This is a genomic window from Candidatus Lernaella stagnicola (assembly GCA_030765525.1).
Taxonomy (GTDB): Bacteria; Lernaellota; Lernaellaia; order Lernaellales; family Lernaellaceae; genus Lernaella; species Lernaella stagnicola.
This window is the reverse complement of the sequence record JAVCCK010000041.1, coordinates 146,357-159,239: the sequence shown is the minus strand read 5'-3', so window position 1 is coordinate 159,239 and position 12,883 is coordinate 146,357. Positions and strand designations below refer to the sequence as shown.

Below are 12,883 nucleotides of genomic sequence, written 5' to 3'. Positions count from 1 at the left end.
CGTATAAGAGCGTAGCAGGTCTGTGACGGACTGCGGTTTTCTCAAACTTTTTTCAGGAGTTAGTTGCATGCGGTGGTTCACTCTAATTCTAGCGGCAGTGGTGTTCTTAGGAGCGGCTGCGATTCCGGCCACAGCGGCCGATTCCCCGCGTCCCCCAAAATTCAACGTAGTCGGCAATGACGGCGTCAGCAGCCTGAAAATAGGGCTGTCCGCCCAGATGCTTTACGAATATTACCAGAAGGACATGGGCGACGACGCTCATTCGGTCTACACCTCGACTCTGTTTTTCAAAAGAATTCGGCCGTCGTTGGCGGGAACATTGGTCGATCCTCGGCTTTCATTTAAGTTTCAAGCCGACGTTGCCCCCGGAAAACTGGATCTGCTCGATTACTACGTCAATTTCAAGGCGCACGAGTGGTTCGCGGTGCAGGCGGGGCAGTACAAGATCCCGTTCACCCGTTATCGCCTCAATTCTTACAAGAACCTGCAACTGGTCGATTGGCCGCTTACGGCGAAATACTTCGGCGGCGAGCGGCAGATGGGCCTGCAGTTCCATAACAGCAACCATCGCTTCTTCGAATACCAAGCGGCCTTGCTGACCGGGATGTACGGCGACAAAAACGGTACCGGCTTGTCGAAGGTCACGGGAGAAGCGGTGTTGAACACGTGGAATATGGTGGAATCGCAGGCGGTGAATGAATTCCATCCGGCCGTGGCCGCCCGCGTATTGGGCAAGATCTTCGAGATTGACACGTCCACCGTGACGGATTTTGCGAAAAAGGGTCCGCGGCTGGCCGTCGGCGCCGGTTCGATCTATGACGCCAACCCCGTTGTCATGCGGGATTTCTCGTTTCGTCCCGCGGCTGAGTTGTTTTTCAAGGCGTATGGGGCCTCTGTCTACGGCGCCTATTTCGCGGGCTTTTATGAGCAGAACGGCGAAGCGGACAAGCGCGAATTAGGCATGACGGGCATGCACGTCGAAGGCGGCTATCTCGCCTTGCCGTGGTTGGAAGTGGCCGGGCGCTACGCGCGGGTCGACGTGACCGATACGCTGCAAGACGATGCCGCCGAATACGCGGCCGCACAAATCGCGGCGGCGGACGACCCGGACGCGGCCGGTTTGCAATACGGCAAAGCGGGATCGATGGGTAGCGAGTCCGAAGCCGCTGTCGGCCTCAACTTCTACTTGCGTGGACACGCCATCAAGCTGGCGAATGAAGCCGCTTGGCTGACGCACGTGGACAAGGACGACGAGTCGCTTCAGGACTTCCGGTTCCGGTCGATGATGCAGGTTGCTTTCTAAGGAAGCTTCGCTTTTAGAAGCGCACGATTTCGAAGGTGTCGTAACCGGCTGGCTCGATGTCATCCTCGCGCAGGCGATCGACGCGAGCCAGCCGTGGTCCGACGCCCATCCAATTGACCAACTCGAATAGCGCGTCCTCTTCTCCCTCCAGCACCGCCTCGACGGACCCGTCGGCGTTGTTGCGCACCCAACCGGTGACGCTCAGTTTGTCGGCCCGCTCTTTCGTTTTGGCGCGGTACCACACACCCTGCACGCGACCAAACACGACGATTCGCTTGGCAATCATTCCGCCGCCTCCAACATCGTCAGAAACTCGTCTTCATCGATGACCCGTATGCCCAATTGTTGCGCCTTGGTCAACTTGCTTCCAGCCCCCGGACCGGCCACAACCAGATCGGTCTTCCGGCTGATCGATCCGCTGACCTTCGCGCCCAGCGCCGTGACACGGGCTTTGGCTTCGCTGCGTGACATCGCGTGTAACGTGCCGGTCAACACTACCGTCTTGCCGGCGAAGGGCGAATCCGCCGGCACCTCGATCCGTTCCCAGGCGGGCGCGAAACCCACCGCCAACAGGCGGTCGACACGAGCCGCATGGAGTTCGTCGTCAAAGAAATCGCGGATGGATTGCGCGACGATCGGCCCGACATCCTCGACGTCGGCCAGGGTTTCCAGCGACGCGGATCGAATCGTGTTCAGGTCGCCGAACGCATCGGCCAGCGCTCGCGCGGTGACTTCGCCAACGTGGCGGATACCCAGCGCCGTCAGAAAACGGTCCAGCCGAGCGCCCTTGCTCGCCTCAAGTGCGTCCATGATGTTCTGCGCGCTTTTCTCGGCCATGCGTTCGAGCCCGGCCCATTGCGAAAGGCTGAGTGCGTAAAGGTCCGCCGGCTCGCCTACCAAGCCCTTGGCGATGACCTGCCGAACGAGCTTGTCGCCTAAGCCTTCGACGTTGACCCCGGCTTTGGAAACGAAGTATTTGATACCCGCGACGAGTTGCGCCGGGCAGGCCGGATTGAAACAACGCAGCGCCACTTCGCCCTCGCGGCGGTCGATGGTGCCACCGCACTCCGGGCATTGACCGTCGACTTTCTCGCGAATGCAGAAAGGTTCGGGGCCATCTTCACGCCGTCGTTCGGCGATCACGCGCACGACTTCGGGGATCACATCCCCGGCGCGTTGTATGACGACTTCGTCACCGATCCGTACGTCCAAGCGGTCGATCTCGTCTTGATTGTGCAGACTCGCATTGCTGACGGTCACGCCGCCGACCGGTACCGGCTGCAGTTTGGCAACCGGCGTCAACACGCCCGTGCGGCCGACCTGCACGTCGATGTCCACGACGACGGTTTCGGCTTGCTCGGCCGGAAATTTCGCCGCGATCGCCCACCGCGGGCTGCGGCTGACCGCGCCGAGCCGTCGCTGCAGATCGTGGTCGTTAACCTTTACGACCAGGCCGTCGATATCGTAGGGCAACTCGTGCCGCCGATCGATCATCTCGTGGTACAACGCGACGGCTTCCGCGATGCCCTCGCACCGGCGGCGGTCGGAGTTGACCGGGAATCCGAGCTTGGCCAACTCTTCGAGAATGCCTTCGTGATCGCCGGCCGCAAATGATCGTTCGTCGTCGACGGCATAGAAAAACACCGACAAGGGCCGGGTTGCGGTAACGGCCGGATCGATCTGGCGCAGGCTGCCGGCGGCGGCGTTGCGCGGGTTGGCGAAGGTCTTTTGGCCGTCTTCCTGTTGTTGATCGTTGAGTCGCGCGAAGTCTTGCTTGGTCATAAAGACTTCGCCGCGCACGCTGAATTCGGACGGGAAGGGGCCGTCTCCCCGCAACCGGCGGGGGATACCGGCGATCGTTCGCACGTTAGCCGTAACATCTTCGCCCACGTAGCCGTCGCCGCGCGTGGCCGCGGTGGTCAATTCGCCGTCTCGGTAGATAATTTCAACGCTGAGGCCGTCAAGTTTGAGTTCGCACAAGTAAGTGATGGGCGTCTCGGCGTCGAGGCCCGCTTGCCGCCGCACGCGAGCGTCCCAGTCGCGCAGTTCAGCTTCGTCCATCGCGTTGTTGAGGCTGAGCATGGGCGCGAGGTGCTCGACCTTGGCGAATTTCGCCGCAGGTTTCTCGCCCACCGTACGGGTCGGGCTGTCGGGCGTGGCCAGGTCGGGGAAGCGGTCTTCCAACTCCTGCAGTTCGCGCATGAGTCGGTCGTAGGCTTCGTCGGCGATTTCCGGCCGGTCGAGTTCATAGTAGAGCTGATTGTGCCGCCGAATCAGCCGCCGCAACTCATCGATGCGAACGATGGCTTCCCGTTGCTCCATTCTCACTCCGTGGGCAAGACCGGCACATCGGTCTGGGCCGTGCGCCGTACGTACACATGAATACTACCGATGCACGGATCGTTATGGGTATACGCTTTTTCGAAATCGCGTTCAATTATTCCACGCCGTTGCGGATCCCCAGGGGTCCGGTTTTTGACTTCCCAGTCCGGTTTACGAAAATCCTTCCACGCCGCCATTTGCTGATTAAGAAATTCGGTTGATGCCTTCCACACGATATCGCCGACCACCAACACGTCGATTTCGTCCAGACGGCTGTCGAACGCGGTGTAGCCGGTCAAATCGTATCCCACGTATGCCACTTTGTCCCCGAGGCCAAATTGCCAGATCATCAGGGGAAGGATGTCTTGGTTGAACGTGATGAAATGGCGGTTGAGCGGATGCGTCGCCAGTTGGGCGGGCGCGTCCTTTTCGCCCAGCTCGGCGGCTTGTCTAATGATTTTCGCGGCCAGGCGGTAGCCGTCGCGTTGGCAGTTAGTGGCCGCCAGCGTGCGAATCGCCCCTGAGTCGTAAGAGAAACGAGGACGCGCAAAGCTGCTCTGGTGAAAGCTGCCGGCCATAACCAAAACCAGCGCGACCAGAATGGACAGCCGCATCCATAATCGCCGCGGCAACGCATGGAAGGCCAGGGCGACCAACACGGCCAAAGCCGGCAAAAGGCCTAACACGTATCGTTCCTCGTTGTGCGGTATGAGAAACAGAATCAACCAACCGCCGAACAGCGAAAGCGCCGGGATGAATCGTTGCCGCAGATTAATGAGCGCTCCGAGTGCTGCCAAGGCCAACAGTGCCCAACCCGCCGCCGTGTCGCCCAGATAGCGAATGCCCAGCGCGTGGGGATAAAACGGGATTTGCCAGAGCAGGGGATCGGGATGCGGATCGTTAGCACTGCTGACGGCCAGATACTTCAAATCGAGCACGAATACGTACCAGGGGATACATAGCGCGAGGATGACCAACGTGGCGAACGCGGCCAACACGACGGGGCGCCAGCGCCGCCGCTCTTCCCGCCAAATCAACCAGAGAAACGTCGCGCCCACCGGTAACGCGGCGTAAATCGCGAACGTCCACTTGTACATGAGCCCGGCGGCCAGCAATACCGCGATCGATAACGACAACGCCGGGTGCCATAACAGCTTGCGGTTTTGCAGGAAGAGCAGCGTCCAGGCCACAACCGCCATAACGGCCACTTCGCGCATGGGAATACGGGCCGAGGAAAAAGCCATGTCGTGGCCGAGAATCAACACCGCCGCCAGCAGCGCCGAAGTATCGTCGGCCCATCGCCGGACAAGCAAGAAAACCGCCACGCAAGTCAAGGCGACGAACACGGAATTGAGCAGCAAACCGTTGCTCAAGTGGAATCCGAAAAACGCGTCGAAAAGACCGAGCGTGAACTCGTACAACGGCGGATAGTAATTGGAGATTTTTAGGTGACTAAGGACCTCGGCGTATTCACCTGCCGCCAACTGTCGGCCGAAAACGGCCGCTTCATAACCGATTTGTGCGCCGTAGGGAAAACGGAACCGCATCCACCACAGGATTTGCGCCAGGAACCATCCGAGCCAGAGCGCAGCCAGCGTCAACCATGCCCAAAGCGCCGGTCGGGCGGCTGTGGACGGTTCGCTGCCCTGATCCAGGGCCGGCTGGTTAAGGTTCTTGTCGAAGTCTTGCAATACAAACGCCCAATTTAAAAACATTTTTCGAAAAAAGCTATTGAGTCCCGCCGTTTCCTTATGTTACGATTCTACGAACACTGGAACCGGAGCAACCACCCGATGATTAAATGGACATCCATTTGCCTCGTTATCGCTTTTTTTGTGGCTGGCGTCTACCTCGTGCTGGGTGACAACGGTTTGCTCCATGTTTATCGATTGAAGAAAGAAAAGGAAGAGCTTGAAGCGCGGAAGGTGGAACTGCAACACCAAGAGGTCGAATACCAGGAACGCATCGAACGCCTTCAATCCGATCCCGCGGTTATCGAGCGGGAGATACGCCAGGAATTGAAATTCGTGCGCGCAGACGAGAAAGTTTTCGTCATCAAGCCAACCAAGGCGGGAGGGCCCTGAGTGGGCCGATTTTTCGTCGGCATCCTCAACCAAATCACGCGCTACTACGCTGTTGTCATAGGCAGCGCTTATTTGGCGCTCGTTGTTTTCGGCATTTTCACGTACGACCGGGTTGTCGCCGGAGGACCCCAGCCGGGGCCGATCGCCTTACTGGGTATCCTCATGTTTCTGCTGACGTGGCGCATCGCCGTGTTGGCACTGACCGCACCGGATGCCGACACCCACGCCAACAAGATCGAACTTGGCTATCTGCTGATGGTCATCGCCGTGATCGCCCTGCAAGTAAGCGGCGGCGCACAGAGCGTGTTGTTTCCTGCGTTCTTCCTTTTCACCGCGTTGGCGGCGTATTTCCTCGGCATCTTGCCCACGCTGGTTCTGACGATCATCGCCCTGGCGACGCTTACGATGCGGGCTTGGATCGCCGAAACACTCGTCGACCAATGGTCCGATTTCACTGCGGCCTACGTCTACGCGCTTCTCTTTGCGCTGATCGTCGGCGTTCTGGTGCGCATCGCCCACGAACGAGCGCGTCGCGCTCAGGAGACCCTGTCCCGTCTCACCGAGGAAGCGAACCACTTAACCACAGAGCGCCACTCGGGGTTGCGGGCGTTGAGTCGCAATCAGGTGGCCCGCGCCGATTTGAGCGCGCTTCTGCAATTGGACGCCGTGTTGACCGAACTCGCGGACATCACGAAACGCGCACTTTCCGGTCACACGTGCGTGATCGTGTTAATCGGCAACAAACCCGACTCGGCGTACGCCCGCGCGGTCAGTTCCAACGAGCACTACCCCGAGGAGTATTTTTCCGAAAACCTCAATGACACAGTGCTACAGGAAGGACTCAGCGGCGGACGGTTGCGCTTTGAGCACCTTCGAGAACTGCCGCGGCAAACCGCTCGGCACCGGAATTGGGGCATCAAGCCGTTGTCGCTGCTCATGGCCCCTCTGGTGGAAAACGGGCACGTGGCGGGCGTCATTGCCATTGACAGCCAATACGAAGCGCACTTCGATCGCGAAGACGAACGCTTTTTAGACGTCATGGCGCGGCAAGTGATGGCCGCGATCGGGCGAGAGCGCCTCTATCGCGACGTCACCGCGGAGCGAACCGAGTTTGCCGCGTTTTATGGACTCATCAAGAAACTCGGCTCGTCGATTGATTTGGACACGGTAAGCCGCGTCATCTTGGAATCCGTACAGGATATTCTGACCTTCGATTTTGCGTTGCTGGTTATGGTCGATCACGAAAAGCAGTCCGGACTTATCGAGGCCGTGGCCGGGCTGCCGGCCGACAAATGGCTCGACACCCGTTTTCCGCTGCACGACAGCCTCGTGGGCTGGGTCATCGGCTCGAAAACCTACCTGCATTACCCGAACCTGCGCGACCGCGGCCGCGGTACCGAGCGCCGCCGGCCGGTGTTCAGCAAGGATCTTCCCCTCAAAGATGTCGGGAGCCTTCTGTGCGTACCGCTCGTGCAACAAAATTTTGTGACGGGGCTGTTGGCGTTCGGCACGAAGAAGCCAAATGCGTATTCGCCCTACGAAATTAAGATCCTGGAAGTACTTGCTGTGCAGGCGGCCGTCAGCCTCGAGAACGCGCGCGTCCACGCCGAAATGGAACAGATGGCCACGCGTGACGGACTGACGGGCTGTTTCAACCACCGGTACTTCCAAGAATGGCTGGACCACGAGCTGCATCGCGCCACGCGTATGCCGATTCCCATCAGCCTGATCATCTGCGACATCGACCATTTTAAGAAATTTAACGACACCTACGGCCATCCCATCGGCGACCAGGTGCTAAGGGCCGTCGCCTCGGTACTGCGCACCAGTGTCCGGAAAAACGACCTCGCGGCTCGCTACGGCGGAGAAGAGTTCGCGCTGGTACTGCTTAATTCCAAAGCCGCGGACGCAGTGAAACTGGCCGAGCGCATTCGCAAAGCCGTCGCGGCTACCGAGGTTCGTTTCGCCGGCGAGAGGCTACGCGTAACAATCAGCATGGGCGTGGCGACGTACCCCGACCAGAGCACGGAGAAAAGCACGTTGATAGATTTGGCCGACAAGGCGCTCTACGCCGCCAAGCAGGGTGGGCGCGACCGCGTCATGCACGCGGCCGATCTGAAATTTGCGGCCGAAACCCAATAAAAACCTCAAGGTCGAATGCCATGGAAAAAATAGCGCGGATTCCAGACGCTTTCTTTACACGCTTTATCGCAGGTGATACTATCCACCGGCTTGAACCCATTCTTCATTAGGGAGTTTGAGATGCCCAAAGCGGTATTCTATATTTTGGCGTTGATTCTGTTTTTGGGAATACCTGTGGCGGCCTCGGCCAACCAGCTCGACCTTTTCGGGTTTAATTCCCGAGCGACCTCGCTGGCCAATGCCTACGCTTCGCTGGCCGACGGGCCGGAAGCGGCGTTTTATAACCCCGGCGCATTGATCGAATCGCGCAACGTCCGCGTACTGGCCGGGTATTCCTTCAGCGTCCCGTCGCTCACCTTGGACGTGACCGAACGTAACGGCGGTGATAAAAGCGACCCAGACGAAGTTAGAGACGCTCGCGGCGCCGAAGCCGGCCAGTGGCTGAACCTCGGTGTTTCCGGCGGCATCAAGGACCGCGTCTATTTCGGCCTGGCGATGCAACTGCCGGTCGATGGCGCGTCCCGCCGCAAGATCCTGAGCCCCGACCGCCCCTACTTTCTCGACTACGATACCGGCATCTTCGGGATGTCGCTGATGCCCGCGATGGCCGTGCAGCTCGCCCCCAATTTCGGCCTCGGCGCCGGTGCCCGCGTGACGATCGACCCCTGGGGGCAACGGTGGACCGACGTTCCGACGGCGGAAGGTGCGTACGAGACCAACACGCTGGCCGAAAGCGAACTGTCGGCCCAGGTCTCCCCCATCGTCGGCTTCTACGCCCGCAGCCACGAGTTTCTGCGTTTCGGCCTGACCTACAAAGGGCAGAGCCAAAGCTACTTCCACAAGACCGACCGCCAGCAGCTTATCCCGGGAGACCCGAACGGCTTCGTCGAGATCGAATACGAAGCTTGGTACAACTACATCCCGCGTTCGGTGACCGTGTCCATCGCCGGTGAACCTGACGAGCACGTGTTGATTACCGGCGAGATGAGCTGGCAAGGGTGGTCGACCTACAAATCGCCGTTCCCGAAAGTCCGCCTCGACTTCAAAGCGATGTCCGAGAACGACATCGACTACGCGCGTCCCAACGTCCTCGAGCGCCCGAGCGCCGACTTCGACGACGTGTTCGTGACTCGCTTCGGAGTCGAAGCCCGCGTCAACAAGCACTTGGCTTTTCGCCTTGGTTACGCGTTTGAACCCAGTCCCGTGCCCGACCAGGACGGGACGACCACGATCATCGACTCGGCGACCCACGTGCTCGCGTTTGGCGCCGGCGGCAATTTCGGCGGTAAATTTGGCGAACTGGTCCAGATCGATTTCAGCGTGATGGATCACATCATGACGACTGTCGAGTATGATAAAGACGCCGATGACATGGACGAGAACGACCCGGAAAGCAACCCGGCCTGGCCGAGCGCCGAAGCCCGTGCCCACTATATTTACTCGGGCATGACGGCGACGATTCACTTCTAAAGGAACCCCGTGGACCCTCATTTCGACCCGGCGTTACTTTTGCTTGCCGGGCACTTGGTGCATGACGAACAAAGCCGCCTACGTCGCAAACTCCTGCACGTCCTAGCCAAGCATCTCGAAGTACCGTGGCTGCGGTTTTGTTACGAGGCTCTCGAAGGTAGACACCGCAAATGGACCGAGCATCCGGTCACCCGGTTCCTGTTTCGCTGGATATTCGCCTATCCCGTCGGACGCTACGGCGACACCGGCCACCCGATGATCACCACGGACGTGCTGGACCTACTCGACGCTCAAAGGGACCTCGCCATCGCGATCGGACCGTGTCGCTGCCGGGTGGCGCACGGGCGCTTTCAGCATATGCTTGAAACGGACATGGTGATTCGCACCGGCACGGACGCTTTTCAACGCGCCTTTCCCGACGACTACCGCGTGATCGACCGTGATGAAGCTAAGCGGCTTATTCAATCCTTTGCCGACGAAGGTTTCTGGCACATGGTCTTCGTGCATTGCTACACAGGCGACGGCGTCAACGAATACGCCATCTGCAATTGTTGCCGCGACGGCTGTGTACCGTTCTTGTTGAACAAGCACCTCGGCCAAAAGGGATTCCCTCTTCTCTATGGCGAGCATGTGGCGCATGTTGACGCGAACGCCTGCCAGGGATGCGGTGAATGTCTCGACGCCTGCCCGTGGGAGGCGCGTTACCTCATGAAGGGGCTGGTGTGCATCGAGGAATCGCTCTGTTACGGCTGCGGCCTGTGCGCCCGCGCCTGCCCCAACGACGCCATCGAACTGCGACGTGAGCGACCGCGCCCGCCGCTGCGAACCTACCAATGAGAGCCCCGGTACCGGCGAAGCCAAACCAGCCCGTCGACGTGGTTTGCTTCGGCTACAATTCTTGCGACTTCCTTTGCCTCCTGGACGATTATCCGTCTGCCGACACGAAGCTGCCCATGCAGGAATTCATCCGGCAGGGCGGGGGACAAGCCGCCACGGCCGCGGTCGCTGTAGCGCGTCTCGGCCTGCGCGCGCGATACTTGGGCAAATTCGGTGATACGCCGGAAGGAGATTTCGCCCGGCAATCGCTGCAATGTGAAGACGTGGACGTCGCCGCTTGCCCCATCGTACCGGACACGCAAAACCAACTCGCTGTGATTTGGGTGGACCTTACGTCGGGCACGCGGACGATCACGTATTTACGTCAACCGGGTCTCGAAATTCACCGCGACGAATTCGACGAGCAGACGGTGTGCGCCGGGTCCGTGCTCCTGTTGGACTGCCACCACATGGAAGCCTCGGTGCAGATGGCTTCGTGGGCGCGTGCGGCTGGAATACCGGTCGTGCTGGATGCGGGTAAACTCCAACGAGGCGTCAATGCCTTGCTCGCGTTGACAGATTACGTTCTCTGCGATGCGAGTTTCGCCTCGGCGTATACCGGCCGTGGAGATTTGCGGTTTGCCCTGCAGGAGATCGCCGCGCAAACCGGCAGCCCCGTCGTCGCGGCCACCCGGGGTGAACACGGAGCACTCGTGTTGATGGGCGAGCAATGGCTGGAAATTCCGGCCTTCACGGTCGATGTTGTAGACACAACCGGCGCGGGCGACGTCTGGCACGGCGCCTTTGCCGCCGGGCTCGCCTTGGGCTTTTCTCTGCCGGATATCCTGCGTTTCGCCTCGGCAACGGCTGCGTTGAAATGCACCCAGCCGGGTGGACGGGCGGGCATTCCCGATCGCGCCGCCGTGGATCGCTTATTGAAACAGGGGGCGTAACGTGCTGACGGTTTGTTTCGCTACGCTGGGATGCAAGGTCAATCAGGTCGATACGGCTTATCTCAACCAATCGTTCACGACGCGGGGTTATCGCGTTGTTCCGTGGCCCGGTCCGGCCGATGTATGTGTGATCAACACCTGCACCGTGACGGCGACGGCGGACCGCCAAAGTCGGCAGATGGTGCACCGGGCGCGCCGCTTCAACCCCGACTCTATTGTCGTCGTGACCGGCTGCGGGCCGATCAGCGGAGGCGGCACGCCCAACGCGTTTGACGACGCGGACTTGGTGACGGGCAATGTGGAAAAGCAGGATCTGATACGTCTGGTCGACGAGGCGCGTGGCGCGGGGCCGCTGCGATGCGTGGCGGATGTCGCCTCCGTCGAGACAGTGCAAGCGGGCGGGGCGTACGATCTGCCGGGGCGGACGCGGGCTTTTCTGAAAGTGCAAGACGGTTGTCCCGCCGCCTGCACGTACTGCATCGTTCCGGTGGTGCGCGGGCCGAGCCGCAGCGTGGCGCCGGATGTGGTGATTGGCGCCGTGCGCGAGTTGGTCGCCGCGGGTCGCAACGAGGTCGTGCTCACCGGCATTCACTTGGGCCTGTATGGGCACGATCTGCAACCGGCGAGCCGATTGACCGCGCTCTGCGAACGAATCCTCCGGGAAACCGATCTTTTACGTTTGCGTCTCTCGTCGATCGAGCCGCGCGAAGTGACGGCGGACTTGCTGCACCTCATGGCCGGTGAGCCGCGTTTGTGTCCTCACCTACATATCCCGCTGCAAAGCGGTTGCGACCGAATTCTTCGCGCCATGAACCGCCCGTACGACACAGCCTTGTTTGCCGATGCCGTTGCGCGATGCCGCCAAGAGGTGGACAACATCACGATCGGCGCTGACGTGCTGACCGGATTTCCCGGCGAAAGCGAGGAAGATTTCGGGGAGACCTTTGCGTTCCTCGATCGTCTACGCTTGCCCCATTTGCATGTGTTTCCTTACTCCGATCGCCCCGGCACGCCCGCCTCGACGATGCCCGACAGAGTCAACCGCCGCGAGGCTCGCGATCGCGCGAAACGTCTGCGGGACGCGGCCCGGGGATATCGGCACGAATTTATGGAATTGCAGGTCGGGCGCGTGCTCCCGGTGTTGATCGAGAGAAGCGAGACGGGGTTTTCCGAGGGCTTAAGCCGCAACTACCTACCGGTTGCCGTTCAAGAGGTGGCGCACGGCGAAGTGCCGGTGGAAATCACGGCCGTTGATGTGGAGCGCCTGCGTCTCACAGGGCGAGGGCGGGAGTGATCACTCGCCGGTTTGCGGTTCCGGGAGTATGTTGACGAACAAGAATTCCTCGATTTCGTCACTGACGTTACCGGCGGCATCGATCAGTCGCAGCTTGAACGTTCCCTGATAGTAGTCGAGCACGTTGACGCGAAAGGATATTGAGCCCTCGGTGAGGCCCTCGACGCGTAAGTCGATGGCGGGCACTTCGAACTTTTCCTCGTCGTCTTCGGTTTCGACGATCAATTCGATGGAGAAGTCTTCGATGTCGCCGTCGTGATCAACAAAGCTGGCGATGAACGTCGTCTCGCTGCCCACATCGGCGGGATTAGGGATCGCCACCATGTCGAGTAATTCGGGGGTTAGGTCTCCGTCCGGACGAATGCCGTCGCCCGCGCAGGCGCCCAACGCCAAAAAGGCCGTAACGATTGCGAACAAAACAAAGGGACAAATTCGAGCCATTTCCGCCTCCCATTTCGACCGGCCTAATCTACCCGATTACGAAACAATGGCAAGACGG

General features: G+C 60.0%; 11 protein-coding genes. 7 read left to right on the top strand and 4 right to left on the bottom strand.

What is annotated here, in order from left to right:
* Nucleotides 1–67: 67 nt before the first annotated feature.
* Nucleotides 68–1,303, top strand: a complete 1,236-nt coding sequence (locus tag P9L99_19500) for a porin (GenBank protein MDP8225556.1) — start codon at nucleotides 68–70, stop codon at nucleotides 1,301–1,303.
* Between the two features lie 13 nt (nucleotides 1,304–1,316).
* On the opposite strand, the gene P9L99_19495 is transcribed toward P9L99_19500, so the two are convergent.
* From P9L99_19495 to P9L99_19485, 3 genes are read right to left on the bottom strand one after another with little or no spacing between them, the layout of a single operon-like run.
* Nucleotides 1,317–1,589 (bottom strand): acylphosphatase, encoded by a 273-nt coding sequence (locus tag P9L99_19495; GenBank protein MDP8225555.1) that lies wholly within the window; start codon nucleotides 1,587–1,589, stop codon nucleotides 1,317–1,319.
* A complete protein-coding gene (gene ligA / locus P9L99_19490; GenBank protein ID MDP8225554.1) occupies nucleotides 1,586–3,625 on the bottom strand; it encodes an NAD-dependent DNA ligase LigA in 2,040 nt (679 codons plus the stop codon). The genes P9L99_19495 and ligA overlap by 4 nt, the downstream gene beginning before the upstream one ends.
* Before the next feature lie 2 nt (nucleotides 3,626–3,627).
* The gene (locus P9L99_19485; protein ID MDP8225553.1) at nucleotides 3,628–5,316 is read right to left on the bottom strand and encodes a glycosyltransferase family 39 protein; all 1,689 of its coding nucleotides are present in this window, start codon (nucleotides 5,314–5,316) and stop codon (nucleotides 3,628–3,630) included.
* Between the two features lie 102 nt (nucleotides 5,317–5,418).
* On the opposite strand from P9L99_19485, the gene P9L99_19480 reads away from it, so the two are divergent.
* The 6 genes from P9L99_19480 to mtaB all read left to right on the top strand — a co-directional run bounded on the left by P9L99_19480 (nucleotide 5,419) and on the right by mtaB (nucleotide 12,384).
* Nucleotides 5,419–5,709, top strand: a complete 291-nt coding sequence (locus tag P9L99_19480) for a septum formation initiator family protein (GenBank protein ID MDP8225552.1) — start codon at nucleotides 5,419–5,421, stop codon at nucleotides 5,707–5,709.
* Nucleotides 5,710–7,851, top strand: coding sequence for a diguanylate cyclase (locus P9L99_19475; protein MDP8225551.1), 2,142 nt, complete (start codon nucleotides 5,710–5,712; stop codon nucleotides 7,849–7,851).
* A 120-nt stretch (nucleotides 7,852–7,971) separates the two neighbouring features.
* A complete protein-coding gene (locus P9L99_19470; GenBank protein ID MDP8225550.1) occupies nucleotides 7,972–9,321 on the top strand; it encodes an outer membrane protein transport protein in 1,350 nt (449 codons plus the stop codon).
* A 9-nt stretch (nucleotides 9,322–9,330) separates the two neighbouring features.
* Nucleotides 9,331–10,158, top strand: coding sequence for a 4Fe-4S binding protein (locus P9L99_19465; GenBank protein ID MDP8225549.1), 828 nt, complete (start codon nucleotides 9,331–9,333; stop codon nucleotides 10,156–10,158).
* The gene (locus P9L99_19460) at nucleotides 10,155–11,090 is read left to right on the top strand and encodes a PfkB family carbohydrate kinase (GenBank protein MDP8225548.1); all 936 of its coding nucleotides are present in this window, start codon (nucleotides 10,155–10,157) and stop codon (nucleotides 11,088–11,090) included. Before P9L99_19465 ends, P9L99_19460 begins: the two co-directional genes overlap by 4 nt.
* Before the next feature lies 1 nt (nucleotide 11,091).
* Nucleotides 11,092–12,384: a tRNA (N(6)-L-threonylcarbamoyladenosine(37)-C(2))-methylthiotransferase MtaB gene (gene mtaB / locus P9L99_19455; protein ID MDP8225547.1), complete on the top strand. Its 1,293-nt coding sequence runs from the start codon at nucleotides 11,092–11,094 to the stop codon at nucleotides 12,382–12,384.
* On the opposite strand, the gene P9L99_19450 is transcribed toward mtaB, so the two are convergent.
* A complete protein-coding gene (locus P9L99_19450) occupies nucleotides 12,385–12,825 on the bottom strand; it encodes a hypothetical protein (protein MDP8225546.1) in 441 nt (146 codons plus the stop codon).
* Between the last annotated feature and the right edge of the window lie 58 nt (nucleotides 12,826–12,883).

Bases quoted from the DNA above. Each gene is read 5' to 3' on its own strand.
- P9L99_19450 (MDP8225546.1), bottom strand. From the start codon at position 12,825: ATGGCTCGAATTTGTCCCTTTGTTTTGTTCGCAATCGTTACGGCCTTT.
- P9L99_19470 (MDP8225550.1), top strand. From the start codon at position 7,972: ATGCCCAAAGCGGTATTCTATATTTTGGCGTTGATTCTGTTTTTGGGA.
- ligA (MDP8225554.1), bottom strand. From the start codon at position 3,625: ATGGAGCAACGGGAAGCCATCGTTCGCATCGATGAGTTGCGGCGGCTG.
- P9L99_19500 (MDP8225556.1), top strand. From the start codon at position 68: ATGCGGTGGTTCACTCTAATTCTAGCGGCAGTGGTGTTCTTAGGAGCG.
- P9L99_19480 (MDP8225552.1), top strand. From the start codon at position 5,419: ATGATTAAATGGACATCCATTTGCCTCGTTATCGCTTTTTTTGTGGCT.
- P9L99_19495 (MDP8225555.1), bottom strand. From the start codon at position 1,589: ATGATTGCCAAGCGAATCGTCGTGTTTGGTCGCGTGCAGGGTGTGTGG.
- P9L99_19460 (MDP8225548.1), top strand. From the start codon at position 10,155: ATGAGAGCCCCGGTACCGGCGAAGCCAAACCAGCCCGTCGACGTGGTT.